General features: G+C 66.3%; 21 protein-coding genes. 12 read left to right on the top strand and 9 right to left on the bottom strand.

Annotation, left to right across the window (positions count from 1 at the left end):
- Positions 1-282: 282 nt before the first annotated feature.
- Together BUF17_RS15950 and BUF17_RS15945 are read left to right on the top strand one after the other, a co-directional pair.
- A complete protein-coding gene (locus tag BUF17_RS15950; protein WP_073630460.1) occupies positions 283-1,008 on the top strand; it encodes an FCD domain-containing protein in 726 nt (241 codons plus the stop codon).
- Positions 1,009-1,144: 136 nt separating this feature from the next.
- On the top strand, positions 1,145-2,794 hold the full coding sequence (locus tag BUF17_RS15945) for a GMC family oxidoreductase (RefSeq protein WP_073630458.1): 1,650 nt from the start codon (positions 1,145-1,147) through the stop codon (positions 2,792-2,794).
- 105 nt (positions 2,795-2,899) lie between these two features.
- Here the strand turns inward: BUF17_RS15945 and BUF17_RS15940 are convergent, their stop codons facing one another.
- On the bottom strand, positions 2,900-3,961 hold the full coding sequence (locus BUF17_RS15940; protein ID WP_073630456.1) for an aldose epimerase family protein: 1,062 nt from the start codon (positions 3,959-3,961) through the stop codon (positions 2,900-2,902).
- Positions 3,962-4,645: 684 nt separating this feature from the next.
- Between BUF17_RS15940 and BUF17_RS15935 the strand changes: the two genes are divergently transcribed.
- The 6 genes from BUF17_RS15935 (at position 4,646) to BUF17_RS15910 (ending at position 11,685) form a co-directional block, all read left to right on the top strand.
- Positions 4,646-5,104 (top strand): MaoC family dehydratase, encoded by a 459-nt coding sequence (locus BUF17_RS15935; RefSeq protein WP_073630454.1) that lies wholly within the window; start codon positions 4,646-4,648, stop codon positions 5,102-5,104.
- 615 nt (positions 5,105-5,719) lie between these two features.
- Positions 5,720-6,700 carry an ABC transporter substrate-binding protein gene (locus tag BUF17_RS15930; RefSeq protein WP_073630452.1) on the top strand — a complete coding sequence of 327 codons (981 nt, stop codon included), beginning with the start codon at positions 5,720-5,722 and terminating at the stop codon, positions 6,698-6,700.
- A 116-nt stretch (positions 6,701-6,816) separates the two neighbouring features.
- Positions 6,817-8,346, top strand: coding sequence for a sugar ABC transporter ATP-binding protein (locus BUF17_RS15925; protein WP_073630450.1), 1,530 nt, complete (start codon positions 6,817-6,819; stop codon positions 8,344-8,346).
- 8 nt (positions 8,347-8,354) lie between these two features.
- Positions 8,355-9,362, top strand: a complete 1,008-nt coding sequence (locus tag BUF17_RS15920; RefSeq protein ID WP_073630678.1) for an ABC transporter permease — start codon at positions 8,355-8,357, stop codon at positions 9,360-9,362.
- Positions 9,362-10,390: an ABC transporter permease gene (locus BUF17_RS15915; RefSeq protein ID WP_073630448.1), complete on the top strand. Its 1,029-nt coding sequence runs from the start codon at positions 9,362-9,364 to the stop codon at positions 10,388-10,390. Before BUF17_RS15920 ends, BUF17_RS15915 begins: the two co-directional genes overlap by 1 nt.
- Positions 10,391-10,563: 173 nt before the next feature.
- The gene (locus BUF17_RS15910; RefSeq protein ID WP_084564754.1) at positions 10,564-11,685 is read left to right on the top strand and encodes a LacI family DNA-binding transcriptional regulator; all 1,122 of its coding nucleotides are present in this window, start codon (positions 10,564-10,566) and stop codon (positions 11,683-11,685) included.
- A gap of 69 nt (positions 11,686-11,754) precedes the next feature.
- Here BUF17_RS15910 and BUF17_RS15905 read toward each other — a convergent pair whose 3' ends face one another.
- Positions 11,755-12,519, bottom strand: a complete 765-nt coding sequence (locus BUF17_RS15905; RefSeq protein ID WP_073630446.1) for an SDR family oxidoreductase — start codon at positions 12,517-12,519, stop codon at positions 11,755-11,757.
- Positions 12,520-12,644: 125 nt separating this feature from the next.
- On the opposite strand from BUF17_RS15905, the gene BUF17_RS15900 reads away from it, so the two are divergent.
- On the top strand, positions 12,645-13,586 hold the full coding sequence (locus BUF17_RS15900; protein WP_073630445.1) for a LysR family transcriptional regulator: 942 nt from the start codon (positions 12,645-12,647) through the stop codon (positions 13,584-13,586).
- A gap of 126 nt (positions 13,587-13,712) precedes the next feature.
- Here BUF17_RS15900 and BUF17_RS15895 read toward each other — a convergent pair whose 3' ends face one another.
- Entirely contained in the window at positions 13,713-14,693 is a 981-nt protein-coding gene (locus tag BUF17_RS15895) for an AraC family transcriptional regulator (protein ID WP_139282555.1), read from the bottom strand.
- A gap of 324 nt (positions 14,694-15,017) precedes the next feature.
- Between BUF17_RS15895 and BUF17_RS15890 the strand changes: the two genes are divergently transcribed.
- A complete protein-coding gene (locus BUF17_RS15890) occupies positions 15,018-16,457 on the top strand; it encodes a DUF1254 domain-containing protein (protein ID WP_073630441.1) in 1,440 nt (479 codons plus the stop codon).
- A gap of 175 nt (positions 16,458-16,632) precedes the next feature.
- Positions 16,633-17,436, top strand: coding sequence for a hypothetical protein (locus BUF17_RS15885; RefSeq protein WP_084564752.1), 804 nt, complete (start codon positions 16,633-16,635; stop codon positions 17,434-17,436).
- Here BUF17_RS15885 and BUF17_RS22625 read toward each other — a convergent pair.
- The 6 genes from BUF17_RS22625 to BUF17_RS15860 form a co-directional block, all read right to left on the bottom strand.
- On the bottom strand, positions 17,433-17,669 hold the full coding sequence (locus BUF17_RS22625) for a hypothetical protein (RefSeq protein ID WP_139282554.1): 237 nt from the start codon (positions 17,667-17,669) through the stop codon (positions 17,433-17,435). The genes BUF17_RS15885 and BUF17_RS22625 overlap by 4 nt on opposite strands.
- Positions 17,670-17,733: 64 nt before the next feature.
- Positions 17,734-18,504, bottom strand: coding sequence for an SDR family NAD(P)-dependent oxidoreductase (locus BUF17_RS15880; RefSeq protein WP_210215455.1), 771 nt, complete (start codon positions 18,502-18,504; stop codon positions 17,734-17,736).
- Positions 18,505-18,594: 90 nt separating this feature from the next.
- Positions 18,595-19,791, bottom strand: a complete 1,197-nt coding sequence (lhgO, locus tag BUF17_RS15875; protein WP_210215458.1) for an L-2-hydroxyglutarate oxidase — start codon at positions 19,789-19,791, stop codon at positions 18,595-18,597.
- On the bottom strand, positions 19,791-21,317 hold the full coding sequence (locus BUF17_RS15870; RefSeq protein WP_073630437.1) for a sugar ABC transporter ATP-binding protein: 1,527 nt from the start codon (positions 21,315-21,317) through the stop codon (positions 19,791-19,793). Before BUF17_RS15870 ends, lhgO begins: the two co-directional genes overlap by 1 nt.
- Before the next feature lie 17 nt (positions 21,318-21,334).
- On the bottom strand, positions 21,335-22,357 hold the full coding sequence (locus BUF17_RS15865; RefSeq protein WP_073630435.1) for an ABC transporter permease: 1,023 nt from the start codon (positions 22,355-22,357) through the stop codon (positions 21,335-21,337).
- A 49-nt stretch (positions 22,358-22,406) separates the two neighbouring features.
- Complete coding sequence (locus BUF17_RS15860) at positions 22,407-23,498, bottom strand: sugar ABC transporter substrate-binding protein (RefSeq protein ID WP_073630433.1); 1,092 nt, start codon at positions 23,496-23,498, stop codon at positions 22,407-22,409.
- Positions 23,499-23,736: 238 nt separating this feature from the next.
- On the opposite strand from BUF17_RS15860, the gene BUF17_RS15855 reads away from it, so the two are divergent.
- Positions 23,737-24,387, top strand: a complete 651-nt coding sequence (locus tag BUF17_RS15855; protein ID WP_210215454.1) for a GntR family transcriptional regulator — start codon at positions 23,737-23,739, stop codon at positions 24,385-24,387.
- Positions 24,388-24,414: the final 27 nt, after the last annotated feature.

Raw genomic sequence — 24,414 nt, 5'->3', positions numbered from 1 at the left:
CCCTCGAGCATCGGCCTCTCGCCGGGCGCTCCGGCCGGCCGCACCTGGCCGCAGCCGAGACGAGCCCTAACTGCATTTGGTACGACCAAATATCAAGGAAGAAGGACCACAATCCGGAAGGAGAGTCAATTTTGCGCCGCACAATGCCGGATATTTGACATGGGCGTCCCGATCATGCGTAGTTGACGCAGAGTTTGGTCGGTCCATATTGGTGCGTCGCTGTCACTGCGACGCGCTGCAGGCCGCCCCGCTGCGGCAGTTCACGTCTCTGGATGGTCATCGATGTCGCGCGAGAGAGTGCCGGATGGACAGGCTGCCCGCGCGGGCGACCGCCGGGCCGCGGATGCCGTCGTGGCCGAGATCGAGCGGGACATCGCCGACGGCGCGCTTGAGAACGGCGCTCCGCTGCCGCCGGAGCGCGACCTGATGGGGCGCTTCGGCATGAGCCGGACCGTCGTGCGCGAGGCCATCGCGACGCTGACGACGCGCGGCCTGCTCGACAGCAAGCCGCGCCATCGTCCCATCGTGCGCCGGCCCGGATACGATGCCGCCTTCTCGGCGGTCGGCGGCGTCGTCACCCATCTCCTGCGGCAGGAGAACGGGGTGAAGACGCTCTACGACGTGCGCATCTTCCTTGAGGCATCGCTGGTGCGCCATGCCGCGCTCCATGCCCGCAAGGACGACATCGCGGCGCTGCGCGAGGCGCTCGAACAGAACCGGCTCGCGGTGAACGATCCGGTGGCGTTCGACAATACCGACGTCGCGTTCCACGCGGTGTTCTATCGCATTCCCGGCAACCCGGTGTTTCCGGCCGTGCACCGCGCCTTCGTCGACTGGCTGTTCGAGCACTGGCAAACCATGACGCGCTCTGCCGCGCAGAATCTCGTCTACCACGAGGATCACAGGACGATCTTCGACGCGGTGATCAATCGCGATCCGGACGCAGCGGAAAAGGCGCTGCTGTCGCACCTGAACAAGGCATGGGAGACGGTGCGGGGCACGTTCTGACGCCGCATTTCCGGCCCGACGGGACCGGCTGATCACGTCGGCGCCTTCGGTAGCGGGGCCTTCCCGATGCGGGCGTCCGTCGTCCGGCCGGGAGCGCACCCCAACACACAAGAAAAGACAATCTGGGAGGACCCGAATGGCCCGGGAGGAGTTCGACTACATCGTCGTCGGCGGCGGATCGTCAGGCTGCGTCGCCGCCGCGCAACTCGTGACGAAGGGCAATCATCGCGTCCTGCTGCTGGAAGGGGGCCATTCGCACCATCACCCGCTGCTCGACATGCCGCCCGGCATCTTCAAGATGATCAACGGCAGCAAGTACATGACCTATCATACGACCGTTCCCCAGCCGCATCTGGACGGTCGTGCCCACGACATTCCCCAGGGGAACGTGCTGGGCGGCGGCTCGTCGGTGAATGCCCAGGTCTATATCCGCGGCCGCGCTTCCGATTACGATGCCTGGAACGACATCCTGCGCGGAAACAACGACGGCGCCGACTGGAGCTGGGGCGCCGTGCTCCGGCACTTCAGGGGCATGGAGGGCAACAACCGCTTCAACAACGACGCGCACGGCACGGAGGGGCCGCTTCTCGTGTCCGATCCCGGTCACGTCGATGCCCTGTCGCGCTGGTTCGTGCAGGCCGTGCAGGCCCTCAACGAGCCGTTCAATCCGGACTTCAACGGCGCCACCCAGCGCGGGGTGGGCTTTTACCAGTTCATGAACCGCCACGGAAAGCGCAGCAGCGCTGCCTATGCCTTCATCGAACCGCTGAAGGACGATCCGCGCCTCACGGTGCGGCTCAATGCGCAGGTCCAGCGCATCCTGATCGAGAACGGCGCGGCCGTGGGTGTCGCCTATCGCAAGGACGGCGTGGAGCGGATCGCCCATGCGCGCGGCGAGATCATCGTCAGCGCGGGGGCGCTGGTCAGTCCCAAGCTTCTCATGCTCTCCGGCATCGGTCCGGCGGGGCATCTGGCCGAGCACGGCATCGACTGCCTCGTCGACCTGCCTGGCGTCGGTAGCAATCTCGTCGATCATCCGGAAGTACCGATCACCGGCACCACCAAGGGGCCCTACGGCTATTTCAGGCAGGGCGAGGGCTGGCGGATGATCAGGAACGGCCTCCAGTTCAAGCTGTTCGGCTCAGGCCCGATCACTACGGCGGGCGTCGAGGCGGGCGCGTTCGTCAATCCGCTCGATCCCGACGCGCCGCCGAGCATTCAGGCGTTCTGCGTGCCGATCGTCTATCTCGACCGCGACACGCGCGCGTCGATGAAGGACACCTACGGGCTCACCATCACCACGGTGGTGGTGAAGCCGAAGTCGCGCGGCTACGTCAAGCTGAGGTCGGCCGATCCTGCGGCGATGCCGCTGGTGTCACCGAACCTGCTCAAGGACGAGGACGACATGCGGCAGATGATGGCCGGCCAGCGCTTCTTCCTGCGGGCGTTCCAGACCGAGCCGCTCGCCAGCCGGATCGACCGCATCGCCCTGCCAGCGGACCCAAACCCGGACGACGAGGCGATCCGCACGCACTGCAAGCGCTTCGTGAAGACCAACTACCATCCGGCCGGCACCTGCAAGATGGGAGCCGACAGCGATCCGATGGCCGTGCTGGACGCCCGTATGCGCGTGCGCGGCGTCGACAATCTTCGGGTATGCGACATGTCTTCGGTGCCCGATATCAACGCCGGCAACACCAACGCCCCGGCCATGATGCTGGGCGACCGCTGCGCGGACTTCATCCTGACCGAGAGCCGCACCCGAGTGGCCGCGGCGCTGAGCTGACCGGGCGATGCAGGCACGAGCGCGATGGTGTCCGAAGCACCCGACAGCGAGCGCAGGGAGAGAATACCCGGCAGGCCGGCCAGGGCCGGCCTGCCGGTGAAGCGGTTAACGGTTAGCGAAGAACTGGAACTCCATCAGGTGGCTATAGACCTCGCCGGGGTTCAATCTGGAAGACGGGAAATGGGCGAAGTTCGGCGACCCCGGAAATTTCTGCGTTTCGAACGTCAGGCCGGAATAGGTCTGGTAGGGCCTGTCGCCTTTGCCGATCATGCGCTCGGTGAGATAGCCGCCGGTATAGATCTGCACGCCCGGCTCGGTCGAACGCAGCGTGAAGCCGCGCCCGGATGCCGGATCGCGCAGCGTAGCGACCGACCGCAGTCCCGGCCCGAAATCGCGCAGCACCCAGTTGTGGTCGTAGCCGCCGCCGACGAGGTGGCCGACGCCCACGCTCGGAATATTGTCGATGTCCGCGCCGATCGCCTTCTCCGAGCGGAAGTCGAACGGCGTGCCGGCCACGCTTCGGACTTCGCCCGTGGCGAGGAGGTCCTCGTCGACCGGAGTATAGAAGTCGGCGTCGACCGTCAGCACCTGCGCCGTAACGGGACCGTTCGCGTGGCCGGCCACGTTCCAGTAGGAGTGGTGGACCATGTTCAGGATCGTCGGCCGATCGGTGAAGCCCGACATCTCGATCAGCAGGCGGTCGTCGTCGAGAAGGGTGTATTTCGCCTTGACCACGAGGTTGCCGGGATAGCCCTCGCATCCGTCCGCGACCACGTGGGTGAAAGTCACGGAATTTTCGCGCTCGTCCGCGTAGGCGGCCCACACCACCTTGTCGAAGCCGGCGACGCCACCATGCAGGTGATTCTCGCCCTCGTTGCGCGAGAGGCGGACCGTCGCGCCGTCGAGTTCGAACGTCCCGTCCTTGATGCGGTTGCCGTAATGGCCGCAGGTCGCACCGAAGAACGTATCGGTTGCCTCGTAGGCTTCCAGCGTGTCGAAGCCGAGCACGACATCGGCGAACGTGCCGTCCCGCCCCGGCGTGTGCATCTCGACGAGGCGCGCGCCGTAGGTGATGACGCGTGCCTTCAGGCCGTTGCTGTTCTCGATCGAATAGATGTCTACCTTCTGCCCCTTGTGGACGCCGAAGTCTTCCCGAACGATCGTCATGGTCCCTATCCGTTTCTTGTTCTGCGTCTTGGTGTCTGTCTTGTCGTTGACGGCGTCTTGAGCGGCGCGGACCGGTCGTCTCGATCGAAGCCCGGAGTCGGGTCGCCCCTACATGCCGTGCGGCACGTAGGCCGGCCGCTGTTTGTCCGGTACTGCCGCCGGCGCGCTGGTCTTTCGCACCGGAACAGCCCCCGCCGCCTGCTTCCCCCTAATACAGTCGAACACCCCTCCCGAAATATGAAAACGCTTTCATATGTGAATCCTAACCGCTTTCCCCGCTTCGTACAACGGACGCGGCCAAAACCACGAGCTCATGAGGTTCCTGCGCAAATTTAGGTGTTAATACAAGCCTCTGTCTCTCGCCTGCCGTCAGGGTAGGCCAACCTCCACCGTCGCGCATCGCCCTGGAAGCCACCATTGCCAAGGTGGCGGATATGCGATACGGTTCTGAAATCGCTTTCAGGGATATGAGCGATCAAGGCGGCGTTGCTGCGGGAATCGCCGCCGATGGTCCGTATCCGGATCGACAGACTGATCGAGGAGCGTGACAGCGCAAGCGAATTGCGCGCAGGGCGGTTCGCGGTCTGGACATCCTCCGGCCGGCGCGGCGCGAGAAACGGGCAGGCGGCTCCCGCGGACGAAGGCGCCGGGGAGCCTGCGGAAAAGACGGAAAAGGTGGGAAGAATGAAATCGATGCATGCGGAGATCGGCGATACGGTCCGCTTTTCCAAGACCGTGGCGGAGGCCGACGTCTATCTCTACGCGGGGATCACCGGCGACTTCTCGGGCAACCACGTGAACGAGGAGTTCATGAAGAACTCCATCTACGGTCACCGCATCGCCCATGGCGCCCTGGTGGTCGGGTTCATGTCGACCGCCTCGACGCTGATGGTGGACCGCAGCCTTTCGCAGGGCATCGATTCCACGCCGGTTTCGCTGGGCTATGACCGCGTGCGCTTCCTCAATCCGGTCTTCTTCGGCGACACGATCAACGTCACCTACGCCATCAAGGAGGTCGATACCGAGCGCCGCCGCACGCGGGCGCGGGTCGACGTTCACAACCAGAACGGAACGCTTGTCGCGGTCGCCGAGCACCTGCTGAAGTGGGTGAAGAACGAGACTGCCGAGAGCGAGGCCGCCTGACCGGCGCCGGATGCCAAAAGCGGTGAGGTCCTTGAGGCGAAAGCACGTTGCGGACCGTCCGGGGAGAGGTGACAGTGGCTGCGGCCGAGGTGAGGAGCGAGCTCTGCCTGACGTCCCGGCGGGGGTTGCCGGACGCGGGCGGCTTCGTGCCGCAGGTTCGCGGGATCGACGCGCAGGACCCGATCAATTCGAGGTCGTGCGGTGCTGCCGGGAGCTATCCAAAGCCGTGGGATCGTATAAGGTGGTTGTGGCCTGATTTCGCAGAAAAGAATCCCAGTTCAATGGGGCGCGTCGGGGGGGATCAGATCAGGACTCGTTGAAAGCGACCGGAATCTCCGTTCCTTTGGAGGTGACGCGTCGGACTTTGACAGATGCTGAATAATTCGTAGGAATGTGGCTGCTTTTTCTCTTCCTCGCGAGGACGGGAGAGGTGGCGTCAGGAATGCGAGCATCGCGAAAACGCAACAACAACAATCGCGATATTCGGTCGGAAGACCGGCGAGAAGCCGGAAGAACTTAAGAAAAACGCTTCAGGGGAGGGACTTTTCGCGAGAATGGTCCCGAGCTGACGGACGCGGATATCGGGCCCCGCAGATGGCTCGAGGGAGGAAAAAAATGATCAATCGCCGTTCTTTGTTGCAGATTGCCGCGGGTGGCGCGGTTGTGAGTGCGTTCGGTCTGCGGCCTGCGTTCGCGGACCTGCCGAAGCTGAAGGAGAAGGCCACCTACAAGGTCGGCTTCGCCCAGACCGAGAGCAACAACCCCTGGCGTCTGCAGCAGACCAAGAGCATGCAGGACGAGGCCAAGAAGCGCGGCTGGCAGCTCGTCTACACCGACGCCGCCGGTTCTGCCGCCAAGCAGGTGGCCGACGTCCGTTCCATGATCGCCCAGAAGGTCGACGTCATCCTGCTCGCCCCGCGTGAGGAGCGTCCGCTGATTCCGGCGGTGATGGAAGCGAAGAAGGCCGGGATCCCGCTGTTCCTGATCGACCGCGGCGTCGATCCCAGCCTCGCGCAGGCCGGCAAGGACTATGTCGCCTTCATCGGTTCCGACTTCGTCCAGGAGGGCCGCCAGGCCGCCGAGGTGCTGACCAAGGCGATGAACGGCCAGGCCAAGATCATCGAACTCGTCGGTACCGTGGGCTCCTCGCCCGCCAACGACCGTGCCAAGGGCTTCGCCGATTACATCAAGGACTATCCGGGAATGCAGGTCGTCGCATCCCAGTCCGGCGACTTCGTGCGCGACAAGGGCCGCCAGGTGTTCGAGACGCTCTACCAGGCGCATCCGGAGGCCACCGCGCTCTACTCGCACAACGACGAGATGACGATGGGCGCGATCGCGGCCATGGAAGCGGCGGGCAAGGTGCCGGGCAAGGACCTGATCATCGCCTCGATCGACGGCACCAAGGATGCGGCGCAGGCCGTCATGGACGGCAAGATCCTCGTCGTCGTCGAATGCAATCCGAACTTCGGTCCGGCCGCGTTCGAGGCGATCGAGAAGTACGGCAAGGGCGAGCATATCCCGCCGCATGTCGTCAACAAGGACCGCGTGCTCACCAAGGAAAACATCGAGTCCTACCTCCCCGAGGCGTACTGAGCCTGGCCGGCGGGTGTCCTCCGGGGCACCTGCCTGTCGTTCGGCCTCGATTGTTCCTCGCGACAGCCGGCTTCCCCGGAGGCCCGGCTGTCGCCACGCACATGACAGAAGCGCCCATGGCTAGAACAGACCCCCTTTTGTCGATGCGCGGCATCGACAAGACGTTCGGTAACGTGCCTGCCCTGATCGGCGCCTCGCTCGAGGTGTACGAGGGCGAGGTCATGGCCCTGATCGGCCAGAACGGCGCCGGCAAGTCCACCATGATCAAGGTCCTGAACGGATTCTGCCGGAAGGATTCCGGCACGATCACGTTGAACGGCGAGCCGTGGGCGGCGTCGTCGCCGGAAATGGCGCAGCGCGGCGGCGTTTCCACCATCTTCCAGGAAATCAATCTCATTCCGTTCCGCACCGTGGCCGAGAACATCTATCTCGGCCGCGAGCTCAAGACGCGCCTCGGCCTGCTCGATCTACGCCGGATGCAGGAAGGCGCCCGCAGGCTGCTCGCCGAATTCGACGTCGATGTCGACGTGCGCCGTCCGCTCGGCGATTTCTCCACGGCCATCCAGCAGATGGTCGCCATCGCCCGCGCCGTTTCCCTCGAAGCGCGCCTCGTGATCATGGACGAGCCGACCTCGTCCCTGGACGAGAGCGAGGTGGAGGTTCTGTTCGAAACCATCCGGCGACTGAAGGCCAAGAACGTCGCGGTGATCTTCGTCAGCCACAAGCTCGACGAACTCTATGCCGTGTGCGACCGGGTGACCGTCATGCGCGACGGCCGCACCGTGGCCGTGTCGACGATGGCCGAGATGACCAAGCTCCAGCTCGTCTCCACCATGCTCGGCCGCGACCTGACCGAGGTCAGCAAGGCCGGCGCGACGGCATTCACGTCGGGCGCCCATTCCATCGGCGAGGAACTGCTCGCTGTCGAGGACCTCGCCGTCGGCCGTCGCGTCCGCGACGCAAGCCTCGCGGTCCGGCGTGGCGAGATCGTCGGCCTGGCCGGGCTGCTCGGGGCAGGGCGCACGGAAACGGTGCGTGCGGTCTATGGCGCCGATCCGCATCAGAAGGGCGAGATTCGCCTGTTCGGCAAGAAGGCGGACTTCAAGCGGCCGATCGAAGCCATCGAGGCCGGCCTCGGCTTCTGCTCCGAGGACCGCAAGCACGAGGGCATCATCCCCAACATGTCGGTGCGCGAGAACCTGACGCTGGCGCTCCTGCCGGCGCTGTCGCGGGCCGGCATCGTCGACGAGGCGCGCCAGCGCGAGATCGTGACGCGGTTCATCAAGGAGATCGGCATCAAGTGCTCGAGCCCCGAGCAGAAGATCCGTGAACTCTCCGGCGGCAACCAGCAGAAGGTGCTGCTCGCACGCTGGCTGTGCATGAATCCCAAGCTGCTGATCCTGGACGAGCCGACCCGCGGCATCGATGTCGGCGCCAAGGCCGAGATCCAGCGCCTGATCCGCAAGCTGGCGGATGATGGACTGGGCGTCCTGATGATCTCATCCGAAATCGAGGAAATCGTCGAAGGCGCCGACCGCGTCTTCGTCCTGCGCGACGGCCGCACGGTCGCCGAGTTCGACGGAGATGCGATCACCGAGGGATCGGTGATGGAAGCCATGGCGCATTCGCATGGAGAAGTCGCATGAGTTCGACGATGGAAAACACGTCGTCGCCCGTGCCCGGCGTGGGCGGAACCCGGCGGTCCGGGCTCTCGTCGCTGCTGTCGCGCAATCACGTCGGCACGCTCGCCGCGCTGGTCGCCCTGCTCGTGTTCAATTTCGCGTTCACGCCGCATTTCGCCACGATGCAGACCCTGTCGGTGAACCTCACCCAGGTGTGCGTCATCGTGATCGTCGGTGTCGGCATGACCATGGTCATCGCGACCGGCGGTATCGACCTTTCGGTCGGCTCGATCATGGCGATCGCAGGCGCGTTCTCCCCGCAGATCTTCCAGGGGATGCTGTTCCCGGTCCCGAACCTCTATGTCGGCATCGCCCTCGGCATCATCCTGCCGGTGATCCTTGCCGGCCTGTTCGGCATGTTCAACGGCTGGCTGATCGCGAATTTCCGGGTGCAGCCGATCATCGCCACCCTGATCCTGTTCATCGCTGGCCGCGGCATCGCGCAGGTCTGGACCAACGGCGACCTGCAGGTCTTCAAGGTGCCGGAATTCCAGCAGATCGCCATCGGCCGCGTGCTCGGCGTGCCGTTCCAGGTCTGGATCATGGCGGTCGTCGTGCTCATCGCCGCGTGGGCGCTGCGCAGGACCGTGTTCGGCCGGCAGGTGCTCGCCGTGGGCGGCAACGAACAGGCCGCCTGGCTCGCCGGCGTTCCCGTGCGCCGGATCAAGCTCTTCGTCTACGTCATCTCCGGCGTCTGCAGCGGCATCGCCGGCCTCATCGTGATCGCGATGAACTCGGCCGCCGACGCCAACCTGATCGGCATGGGCATCGAACTCGATGTCATCGCCGCGGTCGCCGTGGGTGGCACCCTGCTCACGGGGGGCCGCGCGACCATCCTCGGCACGCTGCTCGGCGCCCTGATCATCCAGCTCGTCCGCTACACCCTTCTCGCCAACGGCGTTCCCGACGCAGCGGCCCTCGTCGTCAAGGCCGGCCTGATCGTCCTCGCCGTGTGGCTGCAGAGACAGGAGCGCGCCTGATGCCGCGTCTTCACGCTTCCGCCGGCTTCGGCGCCCTCCTCGCCTTCGTGCTGATCATCGCGTTTGGGGCCTGGCGCTATGACGGCTTCCTGACCGAATACAACCTGCTGACGGTGCTGCGCTACAATTCGATGTTCGCCCTCGTCGGGCTCGGAATGTGCTTCGTCATCATGACCGGCGGCATCGACCTGTCGGTCGGCTCGGTGGCGGCGCTGTCGAGCGTGGTCGCCGCCTATCTCAGCCCCTATGGCCTCGCGGCGGGGCTGGCCGGCGGTCTGGTCGCCGGCATCGCGGCCGGCACCATCAACGGCTTCATCATCTCCAAGATGCGGATCCTGCCGTTCATCGCTACCCTTGCCACCATGCTGGCGGCGTCCGGCGTGGCGCTTCTCCTGTCGAACCAGCAATCGGTCCCGGCATCCTACGACACCAACTTCATGGCGATCGGGCAGGGCGATTTCAGCGCATACGCGCCGGAATGGGTCAGCGCCGACGATGCCGGTTTCTTCGGTGGCGTCATCCGCATCTTCTTCGGCTTCCCGATCCCGGCCTGGATCGCGCTGTTCGCCTACCTGATCGGCTCGCTGCTCCTCAACCTCACGGCCTTCGGGCGGCATGTGCTGGCGGTCGGCGGCGGCGAGGAGGCCTCCCGCCTGATGGGCCTGCCGACGGACCGCACCGTGTTCCTGGTCTATGTCCTGTCCGGCATGCTCGCCGGCATGGCGGGCGTCATCCTCGCGGCGCAGTTCGGCGCCGGCCAGCCCATCGAGGGCGTCGGCTGGGAGCTGTTCGCCATCGCATCGGTTGTGGTCGGCGGCACGCTTCTGACCGGCGGCAAGGGCTCCGTCGCCGCGACGCTGGTCGGCACACTGCTGCTCGGCATCCTGTTCACGGTCCTGAACTTCGAGAACGGCATGGGCTGGATCAGCCTCAGCGCCTACTGGCAGTCGGTTCTGCGCGGTGCATTCCTGCTCGTGGTGGTGATCCTGCAAAGCCGGCTGACCAAGTCGGCCGCAGCTCCTGCCTGAGCGGTCGACGCTCCGGCATCCCCCGCTGCCGGAGCGTCGACCGGCCTGCCGCCGGGCCGTGGGCGCGGCCTCGATCAGGAATGGACAAAGCCGCGCGTGGTGCGGATAAAAGCCGCTCCGGAGGCCGGAGCGCATCGCTTGTGGCACTCCGGCTTCTGCTGCAAAGTCCCCGCATGGCCAGATCCGACAAGAAATCGCCGACGCCATCCAGGGACAAGGCCGCACCGCCTTCGCCCACGGCGGCCCGTGCCAAGCTGGAGGACGTGGCGAGCCTTGCGAAGGTCTCGCTGGCAACGGCGTCACGGGCCATCAACCAGCCGGATATCGTCAGACCCTCGATCCGCGAGCGCGTGCTGCGCGCGGTAGAGATGCTCGACTACACGCCGGACCGAACCGCGAAGGCGCTGAGTTCCGGCCGCAGCCATACCGTCGGCGCGGTCGTCCCGACGCTCGGCAACGCCATCTTCGCCGATGGCATCGAGGCCCTGGAAGTGCGCCTGGGTGCGCGAGGCTACACCCTTCTTCTCGCACATTCCCAATACGATCCCGCGCGCGAACTGCGGCAGGTTCGCGCCATGCTGCAATATGGCGTCGACGGACTGGTTCTGGTGGGCGACTCGTTCGCGCCGGAGGTGCTGCCGCTCATCCGCCACCATCGACGGCCGGTGATCACCACCTATATCTGCGCCTCGCGCCAGGAGATTCCGGCGATCGGCCCGGACAACAGGCGGGCAGGCTACGGCATCGCCCGCCACCTGCTCGATCTCGGCCACCGCGAGTTCGCGGTGATCTCGAACACCAGCATGCCGAACGACAGGTCGCAGGCCCGCCTCGAGGGTATCCTGGAGGCGATCGCCGCCGAGGGCATCCGCCTGCCGCCGAGCCGCATTGTCGAGACGGCGATGCCCAGCATCGTCGCCGGCCGCGAGGCCTTCCGCAAGCTTCGCGCCGAGAACCCCGCGGCCACCGCTTACCTTTGCACCAGCGACGCGATGGCGGTCGGCGCGATCGCCGAGGCCCGGCGCGAAGGCATCCGGGTGCCGCAGGATATCTCCGTCACCGGGTTCGACGATGTCGAGATCGCCGCCGAGACCGACCCGCCGCTGACGACTGTGCATGTGCCGGCGGTCGAGATCGGCACGCTCGCGGCCGATCAGCTGATCCGCATCATCGAGGGTGAGGCGGTGCCGATGAGCACCGAACTGGAAGCCCCGCTGGTCGTGCGCGATTCCGCCGGTCCGGCGGCGGACCGGCCGGCCCCGCGCAAGCGCCGCGCCCGCGTCGACGCGGCCTGATCCGCGATCCTCGCGGTCCGCCGCCCTGCGGCGCGGCGGACGGGAGAGGGCGCCCCTTCCCGCCGGCCGCTACGTCCGGGTGATGGAGAGGCCGCCGTCGACGAGTGAGGCCGTGCCGGTGACGAAGCTCGAATCGTCCGAGGCGAAATAGAGCACCGAGCGGGCGATCTCGTCGGGCGATCCCACACGCTTCAGGGCGTGCAGCCCGGTGATGAAGGCCTGCTTTTCGGCGGTGTCGTTCGTGCTCCGGTACATGTCGGTGTCGATCGCGCCGGGCAATACCGCGTTGACGCGGACATTGCGCGGGCCGAACTCGGCGGCCAGCGCCTGCGTCAGTCCGATCACGCCGGCCTTGCTGGCCGCATAGGCCGCGATGCCGGGGAACCCGACCGTGTAGCCGATGAAGGTGGAGGTGAAGATCACCGAACCGCCGCCATTCTCGATCATCCGCGCGATCTGGTGCTTGGCGCCCAGGAATGCCGCCGTCAGATTGACCGCCAGCGTCTCGCTGAAACCGGCCTCGGAAACGCCCGTGCTCGGCCCGGCCTCGCCGATGATGCCGGCATTGTTGAAGGCGACGTCGAGCCGGCCGTAGGTGTCGACGGCCGCGGCGACGAGGGCCTGCTGGTAGTCCTCGGAGCGGACGTCACCGGCGATCGCGACGGCTTCACCGCCCGCATCCCTGATCTCGGCCACGAGGCTGTCCAGTTCGGCCTGCCGCCGGGCGGCCACGACGACCCTGGCGCCCTCCGCGGCGAAGAGCTTCGCCGTCACGCGGCCGATGCCGGCGCTGGCGCCGGTGACGATGGCGACCTTTCCGTTCAAGCGATTCATTGTCCCGATCTCCCTGAATCTCCGGTGGCGGGCGACTGCCGCGCCTTCGATGCTGGAAGATGGTGAAATCGCGTCGTTCGGAATAGCCTATCACTTGAGGAACTGGAATCCGGATTTGCCGAACAATGATCAGGATCGAAGGACTTGCGGCGTTCGTCGCCGTCGTGGAAGGCGGCTCGATCAGCGAGGCCGCGCGGCGTCTTCGGCTATCCAAGTCCGTTGTCAGCGAGCGGCTCGCCGAGCTGGAAAAAACGCTGGGCGGAACCCTGCTGCGCCGGACCACGCGCAAGCTGACGATGACCGAGGACGGCGTCGCCTTTCTCGACCGTGCCCGCCGCATCATCCGCGAGATCGACGATGCCGCCGCAGACATGGCCGAGCGACGGGGCGCGCTGGCCGGCCCCCTCAGGATCGCCGCGCCTGTCACCTTCGGCCGCCTGCATCTCGGCCCCGCGCTCTATCCGTTTCTCGCCCGCAATCCGGGCATCGAGCTGACGCTCGACATCGACGACCGGCGTGTCGATCTCTCGTCGGGCGGCTTTGACGCCGCGGTTCGCCACGGCCCGATCGTCGATTCCCGCATGATCGTGTGGAAACTCGCGCCGAGCCGTCGGCTGCTGACCGCCTCACCCGCCTATCTCGCGCGCCAGGGAACGCCCGCGACCCTCGCCGAACTCGAGGGTCACCGCGGCATTTTCTATACCAACCGCGGCGTCGCAGACTGGCGGTTCCAGACACCGGAGGGCGCAGTCTTGGTCCGCGCCCGGCTCGCGCTTGGCATGAACAACGGCGACATGATGCGCGACGCCGCGATCGCCGGCCTCGGCATCGCGCTCCTTCCGACCTTCATTGCCGGCCCTGCGATCAGGGACGGGGTTCTCGTGGAGATCGATGTCGGCTTCAGGCCGGAGGGGGAGTTCATCTACATGGCGCACGCGGGCGGCAGCGCGCCACCGGCGCGGCTGCGCGCGGTCGCAGAGCATCTTCGAAGGTCGTTCGGCGACCCGCCCTATTGGGATCCCGATCCGCCGGAGGTCGCCATCGGCAGCGACCGACACCCGGTATGAGCGCGACACCCGATTACGCCGGTGAGTTTCCCTCATTCTCCGGGTAATCAGATGCACCCGCCTGATCGCGGGGCCTCTAGAGCGCTTTCCGATCGGATGGAAGCATCTGATCGACAAGGATATGGTCTAGCTGCCGCGAGACCGGCCGCCAGAGTGGGTGGCCCGCCATTGGCTCGGCGCCATTCCCGCCCAGCGCGTGAACGCGTGATCGAACGTGCTGTTGGTGGAATAGGACAGTGCCTCCGCGATCCGTCCGATCGGCAGCCTCGTCAGGGCGAGGAGATCGCAGGCGACGGCAAACCGGACCTCGTCCCGGATCGCCTCGAAGCTCGTGCCCGCCCGCGCGAGGTGGCGGGCGAGCGTGCGTGGGATGAGGCCCATCTCATGCGCCACCGCATCGCGGCTTGCCTCACCGGTCATCAGGCGCGGGCGGAGGAGGTGGCGGACCTGCGCGGCGACGTCGCCGAGGTCCTCGTGCAGCCGCCGGCGGATCTCGGCTCGAAGCTGTCGGTTCCGGGCCGGATCGGCGCCGGGAAGCGGAAGGTCGATATCGCGCGCCGCGATGACGATACCGGTCTGCTCCTGGTCGAACACGACGTCCGTCTTCAGGATGCTGCGATAGGGAGACAAATTGGCCGGCCGCGTCGTTCCGAGCAGCACCTCCGCCGGCTGCGCCCTGCCGCCCGTCAGAACGCGGACCATGTTGCAGCCCATCGCGACGACCAGGTCCTGCACGACCCGGCCGGAGCAGCCCGCGGCATAGAGCCCGTAGCCGACGAGATAGTCCTCGCCGACGGTCTGGAGATAGACCACCGCGCCGCGCGAATAGCCGATCTGAACGCCGACATAGTCGCGGAAGGCGTCACCGAGGGTCGGTGCGCACGCCATCATCTCGCCGACGATACCGAGGGATCCGTGATCGGTGCGCGCACCGACGAGCAGGCCGAGATGGGGGCAGCGGGCCAGTATGGCCGAGCGTTCCAGAAGACCGACGAGAGCGGAGAAGGCGAACCGCGCATCCGGTACCAGTGCAGCCGGCGCGATGCCGGAATCTGCGAAGGCTTCTTCGACGTCGACGCCGAGCGCTTCGAGGACCGCCGGGAGCACCGCGAGCGGTCCGACCCTCTGGGACGGGACGTTGGCCAAAATTGAAGATCCCTGTCCTCGAAAAGCAAGCGACAGGCTTTTTCATAAGATATGCCTTCGCTGGCAGACAAGGCGCCTTTGCTTGGCACCGTCGTCGCACCCAGTTATCGGGCGGCGGGATACGTTCGCGGTGAAGAATAGGCCACGGGATTGACTTGACCGGCCATCGTCGCGAAACGCGCGGACCGTCGGCGCAGGGCAGCCCTGACCGCGCGCCGGCCCGAACCCGCCGGCACCATTGAGAGGGGGGCGCGGCGCGCGCCCACCCCACCGAGGAGAGCTTCCATGAACCTGACGCGCCGGACCATGCTGCTTGGCGGAACCGCGCTCGGCTTCGCCGCCGTCGTCGCCCGCCCGCCCGCGGCCGCGGCCTTCGACGGACCGCTGTTCGACGCGGTCGAGGGAGCCGAAGACTTCGGCATCGCCTCGGACGCCTACGTCTACGGCTATCCGCTCGTCACCATGGAAATGACGCGCCGCGTGATCACCAACGTCGCCGCGCCGGTGGGCACTCGCGCCCCCATGGGAACGCTGATCAAGCTGCGCGCCTATCCGGACGCCAGCTACCGCGACGTGACCGCCCCGAACGCCGATACGCTTTACACCACCGCCTTCTTCGATGTCGGCGACGAGCCTTGGGTGGTGAGCGTTCCGGACATGAAGGGTCGGTATTTCCTGCTGCCCTTCCTGGATGGATGGACCGAAGTGTTCCAGGTGCCGGGCTCGCGCACCACCGGCACGGGCGCGCAGACCTATCTCGTCACCGGTCCTGGCTGGTCCGGCACCGTGCCGGACGGAATGGTGCAGCTCAAGTCGCCGACGAGCATCGTGTGGATGCTGGGTCGCATCTACTGCACCGGCACGCCGGAAGATTACGCCGAGGTGCATGCGTTGCAGGACCAGTTCAAGCTGTTGCCGCTTTCCTCGCTCGGCAAGCCCTATACGCCACCGGCAGGGAAGGTCGATCCCTCGATCGACATGAAGACCCCGGTGCGCGACCAGGTCAACGCGCTCTCGGCGACAGATTATTTCACGCTTCTCGCAGACCTGATGAAGCGCAACCCGCCGCTCGCGAAGGATGCGGATGCCCTTGCGCGCTTCAAGGCGATCGGCCTCGTCGCCGGGGACGCGTTCGATCCGAAAGCGATCAAGCCACGCTGGGAGAAGCGCCTGCCGCAACTGTCGTTCGACCGCATCATGCTGCATTTCAAGGACAGCCATGGCGACGTCGAGCAGGTGAACGGCTGGGGCTACACCATCAAGACCGGCAGCTACGGTACCGACTATCTCCAGCGCGCCCTGATCACGGCGATCGGGCTTGGTGCCAATCGCCCGCAGGATGCCGTCTACCCGACCTCGCTCGAAGACAGGGACCGCCGGGCTTATGACGGCAGGAAGCGCTATAAACTGCGCTTCGCACCCGGCCAGTTGCCTCCGGTGAAGGGTTTCTGGTCGTTGACGATGTACGACGAGAACTACTTCTTCGTCGCCAACCCGATCAATCGCTACGCGATCAGCCTGCGGGACAAGCCGACATTCGAGGCCGATGGCTCGCTGGTGATCTCCATCGGGCACGAAAATCCGGGGGAGGGCAGGCAGGCCAACTGGCTTCCCGCGCCGGCGGGAAAGTTCTACCTCATGCTGCGGCTCTACTGGCCGGACGAGAACGACCCCACCATCCTCAACGGATCGTGGATCATCCCGGCCGTGACGGAGGTCGGCTGACGACGCGGCGCGGCAACGCGGGGCACCGCTGTGCCCGCTGCCGCTGCGTGTTCCGGAACCGCAGGATTTCAGGGGATCGCAGGACGTGACGATGGCGACCGCTCTTCATGACAGTGTCCCGGCCCGACGCCGGGGCGGGATGCGGCCGGCTGGGTTGGCGGTTTGGCTTGCAGTGATGCCGGCCGTCGGCCTGTCGGCGGCAGGCCCTGCGCATGCCGCCGATCTCGCGGCGGTGGCCGATCCCGCGCCGCCGGCGCCAGCGGCACCGACCGTCCGCTCTCCGTCCGACTGGCGGTATCAGGCGACGCTCTACGGCTGGCTGACGGCGATCGACGGCAATGTCGGTGTCCGTCGCCTGCCGTCCGTGGCGGTCGACGCCTCGATATCCGACGTGCTTCGCAATCTCGACGGCGGTCTGATGGGCTCCTTTCTGGCCAGAAACGACCAGTGGCTCGTCATGACCGACCTCGTGCTCGCCCGCCTGTCGCACGACGGCCAGGTCGGCGCCTACGGGCGCAGCGCGCTCGACGCCACCATCTCGCAGACGATCGCGTCCGCGGCGGTGGGCTACTGGCTTCCGCTCGGGATGCCGAACGTCGATCTCGGCGTGACCGCCGGCCTGCGCTACGTGCGCCTGTCGTCCGACGTGACGCTGACGCCGCAGCGGCTGCCATTCGGCTATTCCGGCAGCAGCAGCGCGGGCTGGCTCGACCCCACCGTCGGCTTCGCCGCGAACTGGCGCATTGACGACCGCTGGTTCGTGAACGCGCTCGCCGACATCGGCGGCTTCGGAGCCGGATCGAAGCTGTCCAGCTCGGGCTATCTCGGTGTCGGCTACATGTGGACGCCGTCGATCTCCACCGCGGTCGGCTATCGCTATCTCTACGAGAATTACGAGAGCGGCAACGGCAATGGCGGCTCGTTCCGCTACAACACCACCATGCACGGACCGACGGTCAGCGTCGCCTGGCACTTCTAGAGCGATTTCTGATTTGATGAAATCATCAGATCGAACAGAAATCGCTCCAGATTCGAAAGCTTGAGCCTATCCTTGTCGTTCAGATCGGCTTGATCTGAACGGGATATGCTCTGAGCGATTTCCACCGGGGTGACCGCAGCCGCTGTCGCCCAGGCTTCCGTTTGCGACGCTCTCGACCGATAACAGACGTTATGGAACACACTGCGCAGCCGGCGGCGGGCCGCGAAGTCCATGGGCGTGGACGCTCACAGGCGGTCCGTGGCGCCATCGGGCTGGCGGCCGCGGGGCGTCCCGGCGTCAGGCGATGGAATAGCCGCCGTCGACGGGGATCGATGCGCCGGTGATGAAGGCGGCGGACGGGCCCGCGAGAAACACGGCGAGACCGGCGAGATCGGTCGCCTCGCCCCAGCGGCCGGCCGGTGTGCGGGCGACGATGCGCTCGTGGAGGCCCTGCACCTGCGAGCGGGCGGAAACGCCCATGTCGGTCGCGATCCAGCCCGGCAGCACGGCATTGACCGTGATGCCGTCGGCGGCCCAGGCGGTGGCGAGCGAGCGCGTGAGTTGCACGATGCCGCCCTTGCTGGCGCCATAGGCGGAGGCGAACGGCGCGCCGAACAGCGAATACATCGAGCCGATGTTCAGGATGCGGCCGGCCCCGGAGGCCTTCAGCGCCGGGTAGGCCGCCTTCGCGCAGGCGAAGGCAGCGGTGAGATTGGTCCGCAGAACGGCCTCCCACTCTGCGATGTCCAGGTCTTCCGGCCGCTTCCGGGCCGTGATGCCGGCATTGTTGACGAGGATGTCGAGACGGCCTTCGTCCGCCGCCACGGCCGCGATGCAGCCGGAGGCGGCCTCGGGCTCGCTCAGGTCCGCCGGCACGAAGCGGGCGTCGCCGCCGCGATCCACGATGTGCCGCACGGCTTCGGCGCCCTTGTCCGGATTGCGCGCGGCAAGCATCACGCGCGCGCCGGCCTCGGCCAGCGCTGCCGCCATCGCAAGGCCGATGCCGCCGTTGCCGCCGGTAACGACGGCAACCTTGCCGGTGAGCGCGAACATGGAATCGGTGGTCATCGGATCAGCTCTCGAACTGCGGGGGCGAACGCCATGGAAGGCGAAGGAAGGCGCTCCGGCCTCCCCGGCGGCCGGCCGGCGCATGATGGATCAGGTATTGATCGCCCCGGTGGCCCGGCGCGCGATCATGCGTGCGATCGGCAGCACGGACGTGGCGGCGGGCGACGGCGCGTTGCAGACGTGCAGCATCCGCGCCGTTTCCACGAACAGGAAGTCGTGGACCAGCGTGCCGTCGCGCAGCACCGCCTGCGCGCGGATGCCCGCTTCGCGCGGCAGCAGATCGTCGAGGGTGAGGTCCGGGCAATATTTCCGGCATTCCTCGAGATAGCGGCTGCGGAACAGCGAGTTGCGACCCTCGGACAATCCCGAGCGCCAGTTCTTGCGCATCACCCGCCAGAACCCGGGGAAGGTCACATAGGACCAGACGTCGCTGAGATTGACCGAGAGGCGCGGATAGCCTTCCCGCGCAAAGCCCAGCACGGCGTTCGGACCGAGCGTGAGCGCCCCGTCGATCATCGGCGTCAGATGGATGCCGAGGAACGGCAGCGAGGGATCCGGCACGGGATAGATCAGGTGTCGGACGAGGTTGCGACGCGATTCCGGCAGGGCGTAATATTCGCCGCGGAACGGCACCACCTGATAATCGATGCTCAGCCCCGCCATGCGGGCCAGCCGGTCGGATTGCAGGCCGCCGCAGACGATCAGCCGCTTCGCCTGCCAGCTCTTGCCGCCTCCCGACACGGTGACCGCATTGCCGGTCTCGGCGATGGCCTCGACCTGCACGCCGTAGGTCAGTTCGCCCCCTGCCCGGCGGATGTCCTCCGCCAGTGCCACGCAGACCTGGCGGTAATCGACGATGCCGCTTTCCGCCACGAACAAGGCACCGATGCCGGCGACGTTGGGTTCACGCCGCTTCAGTTCGGTGGCGTCGAGGGTCTCGACGTGAATGCCGTTCGCGGCGGCGTTCTCGCGCAACTGCACCATGCGCTGCAGTTCCAGCGGATTGGTCGCCACGACGAGCTTGCCGCGGGTCTCGAAGGGAATGCCGTGCTCGGTGCAGAAATCCTTGGTCGCCTGCGCGCCTTCGCGGCAGAGCTGCGCCTTCAGGCTGCCGGGCTTGTAGTAGATGCCGGCATGGATGACGCCGCTGTTGTGGCCGGTCTGGTGGCGGGCGGGGCCATCTTCCTTCTCCAGAACGGCCACCGCGGCTCCGGGATGGGTTGCGAGCAGTTCGCGCGCCGTCGCCAGCCCGACGATGCCGCCGCCGATAACGATGAAATCATGAATCATATCGAGACCGCGGTGGAAGCCAGTTGCCGCTTTCCCATGGCGAGCGCGAGCAGGCTGTCGCGATCGAACATCCCGCGCGGTCCGCTGGCGCTCACGGTGCCGTCGTGAATGACGGCGATCGTCTCCGAAAGGGCGAGCAGCTCCTTGATGGAAGTCGAGATCACGACGATGGCGGCTCCGGCCGCTGCCATGCCGAGGATGACCTCGTATATCTGGCGGATCGCGCCCACGTCGACACCGGAGGTCGGTTCGACGAAAACGTAGATCGAGGCCTTGCGTTCCAGCCACTTGCCAATGACGGCCTTCTGCTGGTTGCCGCCGGAGAAGAAGCGGATCGGCCGGTCGGGAGCCTTCGGGAACACGTGCAGGCGGTCGATGATCGCGTCGGCGTAGACCCGCTTTCTCGACGATGAGACGAGACCGAGGCTCGACAACTTGTCGAGCGCCGGCAGGCTGACATTCTCGCCGAGCGACAGGTTCGGAAACAGCGCCTGCTTGCGCCGCTCCTCCGGAATGAGCGCGATGCCGGCCTTCTGCGCCGCGCCGGGCGAGCCGAGCCGCACGGCGGTGCCGTTGACCCGCACCTCGCCCTCGAACGCGCCGAGGCCGCCGAGGATGCGCTCGATCTGCTCCATGCCGCTGCCGACGGGACCGGTGATGCCCAGCACCTCGCCCGCCCGCACCGAAATGTCGAACGGGGCGAGGCGAGCGGTGGAGACCTGCCGCATTTCCAGCACGACGCGCTGCTGCGCCAGCCCGGGGTTGGCGATGTCGAGATCCGATGCGGAGCGGTTGACCATCATGGTCGTCACCACGTCCTCTTGGATCTCGCCGCGCCTCAGCGTGCCCGAAACCCGGCCGTCGCGCAGGATCGTCGCCCGGTCGCAGAGCTGGCGCACCTCGCCCAGACGGTGGGAGATGTAGAGGATGGTGATGCCTTCGCGCCGGAAGGTCTCGATCAGCGCGAACAGGAGATCGGCTTCGGTCGCCGAGAGACGGGCCGTCGGCTCGTCCAGGATGATGATCTTGTATCGGCGGTGAAACAGGGTGGCGAGCGTCACCATCTGGGCTTCGGCCGCGCTCAGCGTCGAGACCAGCCGGTCGGGATCGAGCGTGATGCCGATCTGCGCCATGATCTCGCTCGCCTCGCGGCGGATCGCCTTGCGCTTGACGAACGCTCCGCCGGGTTCGGCGCCGAGGAGGATGCTCTCCGCCACCGTGAACGAGCCGGCGAGTTCAGCATCCTGATAGACCGCGCCGATGCCGTGGCGGCGCGCGTCGGCGGGCTTGTGGATCACCACGGGCTCACCGTTCAGCAGCACGTCGCCGCTGGAGTGGGAATAGACGCCGGTCAGGATCTTGATCAGCGTGGACTTGCCCGCCCCGTTCTCGCCGAGGATTCCATGCACCTCGCCGCGTTCGAACGAGAGGGAGATGCCCTTCAGCACTTCGACGCCGGAGAAGTCCTTGCGGAGATCCCTCAGTTCGAGCACGGGGGCGTCGGCTCTGGTGTTGTCGCTCATGGCCCACCCTCCCCCGGTCAGATGAACTTCAGGTGGATTTCTTCGCGGTTCAGCATCGCGTTGGCACCGACGGCGACCAGCAGCACGAGACCGTTGAAGAGCTGGCGGGTGGCGTAGGAGATGCCCACCATGTTCATGCCCGAACTGACCATATACAGGAAGAACACGCCGAGCAGGGTGCCGAGCAGATGGGGCTTGCCCTTGCCGAGGATGGTCGCCCCGAGGAACACGGCGGCGAACGCCTCCAGAAGGTAGCCCTGCCCGCCCACCGGCTGCGCCGAGGTGGAGATGGAGGTGAGGATGACGCCGCCGATGCCGCTGAACAGTGCCGACAGCACGAAGCTGACGATCACCCAGCGATAGACGGTCAGGCCGGAATAATAGGCCGCCATCGGGTTGTCGCCCACGGCCGAGATGTAGTGGCCGACCTTGGAGCGGGTGGCGAGGATGTGGCCGATGACGAAGACGACAGCGAGCAGGATCACCGGAAAGGCGATCGGACCGACGCGGCCCTGGCCGATATAGCGGAAGCCCGCCTCGCCGTAATCGACCGCCACCTGATAGCCGCCGGTGAGGTACTGGTTGACGCCGCCGAGCAGGAACATCACGCCGAGGGTGGTGACGATGCCGGACAGGCGTCCGTAGGTGACGAGCACCCCGTTCACCAGCCCGACGACGCAGGCGGCGGCGAGGCCGCCCACGATCGCCAGCGGCGCGCCGACCATCGGGATGAGCAGCGCCACCACGATGGACGTGGTGGTCACCGTCACGCCGATCGACAGGTCGAAGCTGCCGACGCGCACGACGAAGGTGAGGCCCATGGAGACCAGGGCGCTCACGATCATCGAGAACAGGATGTTGTTGAAGTTGGAGACGGTGCCGAAATAAGGCGACAGGACCGCGAACAGCACCCCGACCAGGACGATGACGATGATCGTGCCCCACCGCCGCAGCAGGGTGAGCATCACCCCGCTGCGGTCGTTCTGTGAGGGCGCGGTCGCAAGCGCCTTGGGCGCGGTATTGGTGGAAGCGGGCTGCACAGCAAATTCCTCCCTTCGGGACCGTTCAGGCTTTCGCGGACCCGCCGCGTCAGCCGCCGTAGTTCTTCAGGAGGGCGATGGCCTTCTCGTCCATCTCCTTCAGTTCCTTCAGGGCCGCGCCCGCTTCCGCCTTGGTGATGGACGTCACCGGCAGGTGGTAGACGTTCGCCGGCACATCGATGCCCTGGCCGAGCGCGATCGCCAGCTTTCCGACCCAGTCGCCTGCCGTGTGGTAGGGGGTGTCGGTGCTGAACTCGATCTGGCTGTCGGGGGACTGCATCTCGCTCAGGAGCTGCTCGGAGAAGAAGTGGTTGGTGAGGTGGACCTTGCGGCCCATCTGCGTCAGCGCCTGCGAGGCGCCCACCGTCAGCGGCCACCACCAGGATGCGATGGCGTTGAGGCTGTTCGGATCGGGATTGGCCTGCAGCAGCGAGAGTACGTTCTCGCGGCCCTTGGAGATCTGGTCGGAGGTTGAGACGCTGCCCGACATGAACGGCAGCATCTTCATGCGCGGCTCGAACGTGGTCATCAGGTTGAGCTGGTCGACTTCCATGTCGAACGGCGTGTAGAAGCCGCGGTCCTCGGCGGTCTGCACGATGGAGCCCTGACGGCGCAGCACGTTCTGGAGGTAATAGCCGGTCAGCGTCGCCGTACCCCAGGTGTCTTCGGCGACCGACGGAGAATCCTTCACCGGAACCATGAAGCCGACGGTCTTGATGCCGCGGCGCTGGGCGTCCTCGACGATGTAGGCGGTCTCGGATTCCTGGGAATAGATGCCGAGCACCAGCACGTCGATGCCGCGATCCAGAAGCTGGCGGGCGGAATCCTGTTCGCTCTGCTTGGACGGCTCACCGCGCACGGTGACGATCTCACCGCCGGCATCGAGCACGGTCTGCACGATGCGCCAGCAGCCGCGGCGCCAGGGCTGGTTGAACGGGCCGTAGTTGAGGCCGAGGCCGACCTTGACCTTCTTGCCGTTGCTCTCGAACGACGGCGGGTGATCGGCGGCCAGAACCGGCTTCACGCCCATCATGCCGATGGCGCCCGCGGCGCCGGCAGTGACCCCCAGACCGCCAAGGAAATGGCGACGATTCACACCCCCAGCGCCGCCGCGCAGGTTGCGGTCAAAAATTCCAGCCATTCTGAGTATTCCTCCCGGAGCGCCCGCAGCACATCCTGTGCGCTGAGCCGTCAGATCGCCGTCTTTCGCGGCATGGCGGCACAATCGCAATCGCAGACAAGATTGTCAACAATCATGATTGACAAAAATGTCGCCATTCGAAATGGTCTGCAAATCGGAAGGCAACCTTCCGGGACAGTGAGGAGAGATGACGAACGCGATGCCTCAGGGCCAAACGCGGAACCGGAGCGAGGACAAGGTGCAGGGGGTGGTTCGCACCCTTCAGCACGACATCATCTTCGGCCGGCTGAAACCGCGCGAGCGGCTTGTGGAAGAGGAGCTGGGAGCCCGATTCGACGTCGGACGCCATGTCGTGCGCGCGGCCATCGAGGAGCTTGATCGCCTGGGACTGGTGCGGCGTCGCGCCAACCGGGGAGCCGTCGTCAGCGATTATCTCTCGGAGGAAGTGGACGAACTCTACGACATGCGCACGGTGCTGCAGCGTGAGGCCGCGATGCGGATCCCGCTGCCGGCCCCGGCCGAACTCGTGGCGGAGCTTCGCGCCATCAACGACGTCTATATCCGCCACAGCGAGGTCGGCGAACTCGCCGAGGCCGCGGTCGCCAACGACGCCTTTCATCAGGCGCTGTTCGGGGCCTGCGGCAACCGCTACCTGCAGCAGACCATCCAGGAATACTGGCTGAAGACCGCTTCGATCCACTGCTACGCCATCGGCAATCCCGACCTCGCCCGCCAGTCGCGCGACGAGCACATCGGCATGATCGAGGCGCTGGAGGTGGGCGATCGCGAGCGGCTGGTGCAGCTCTGCATCGACCACATGCTGCCCGCACTCGAGGCCTTCAAGGCCGCGCACGGAGGGTGGGCCGTCCGCACGACAAGCAGTCGCTGAGCCGGAGCGGACCGGACGCGGAGATAC

Origin of the sequence: Pseudoxanthobacter soli DSM 19599, from assembly GCF_900148505.1 — a bacterium.
Taxonomy (GTDB): Bacteria; Pseudomonadota; Alphaproteobacteria; order Rhizobiales; family Segnochrobactraceae; genus Pseudoxanthobacter; species Pseudoxanthobacter soli.
The sequence above is the reverse complement of the archived record's forward strand: the minus strand, read 5'-3'. Positions and strand labels throughout refer to the sequence as shown.

Bases quoted from the DNA above. Each gene is read 5' to 3' on its own strand.
- BUF17_RS15950 (WP_073630460.1), top strand. From the start codon at position 283: ATGTCGCGCGAGAGAGTGCCGGATGGACAGGCTGCCCGCGCGGGCGAC.
- BUF17_RS15945 (WP_073630458.1), top strand. From the start codon at position 1,145: ATGGCCCGGGAGGAGTTCGACTACATCGTCGTCGGCGGCGGATCGTCA.
- BUF17_RS15940 (WP_073630456.1), bottom strand. From the start codon at position 3,961: ATGACGATCGTTCGGGAAGACTTCGGCGTCCACAAGGGGCAGAAGGTA.
- BUF17_RS15935 (WP_073630454.1), top strand. From the start codon at position 4,646: ATGAAATCGATGCATGCGGAGATCGGCGATACGGTCCGCTTTTCCAAG.
- BUF17_RS15930 (WP_073630452.1), top strand. From the start codon at position 5,720: ATGATCAATCGCCGTTCTTTGTTGCAGATTGCCGCGGGTGGCGCGGTT.
- BUF17_RS15925 (WP_073630450.1), top strand. From the start codon at position 6,817: ATGGCTAGAACAGACCCCCTTTTGTCGATGCGCGGCATCGACAAGACG.
- BUF17_RS15920 (WP_073630678.1), top strand. From the start codon at position 8,355: ATGGAAAACACGTCGTCGCCCGTGCCCGGCGTGGGCGGAACCCGGCGG.
- BUF17_RS15915 (WP_073630448.1), top strand. From the start codon at position 9,362: ATGCCGCGTCTTCACGCTTCCGCCGGCTTCGGCGCCCTCCTCGCCTTC.
- BUF17_RS15910 (WP_084564754.1), top strand. From the start codon at position 10,564: ATGGCCAGATCCGACAAGAAATCGCCGACGCCATCCAGGGACAAGGCC.
- BUF17_RS15905 (WP_073630446.1), bottom strand. From the start codon at position 12,519: ATGAATCGCTTGAACGGAAAGGTCGCCATCGTCACCGGCGCCAGCGCC.
- BUF17_RS15900 (WP_073630445.1), top strand. From the start codon at position 12,645: ATGATCAGGATCGAAGGACTTGCGGCGTTCGTCGCCGTCGTGGAAGGC.
- BUF17_RS15890 (WP_073630441.1), top strand. From the start codon at position 15,018: ATGAACCTGACGCGCCGGACCATGCTGCTTGGCGGAACCGCGCTCGGC.
- BUF17_RS15885 (WP_084564752.1), top strand. From the start codon at position 16,633: ATGCCGGCCGTCGGCCTGTCGGCGGCAGGCCCTGCGCATGCCGCCGAT.
- BUF17_RS22625 (WP_139282554.1), bottom strand. From the start codon at position 17,669: ATGGACTTCGCGGCCCGCCGCCGGCTGCGCAGTGTGTTCCATAACGTC.
- BUF17_RS15880 (WP_210215455.1), bottom strand. From the start codon at position 18,504: ATGACCACCGATTCCATGTTCGCGCTCACCGGCAAGGTTGCCGTCGTT.
- BUF17_RS15870 (WP_073630437.1), bottom strand. From the start codon at position 21,317: ATGAGCGACAACACCAGAGCCGACGCCCCCGTGCTCGAACTGAGGGAT.
- BUF17_RS15860 (WP_073630433.1), bottom strand. From the start codon at position 23,498: ATGGCTGGAATTTTTGACCGCAACCTGCGCGGCGGCGCTGGGGGTGTG.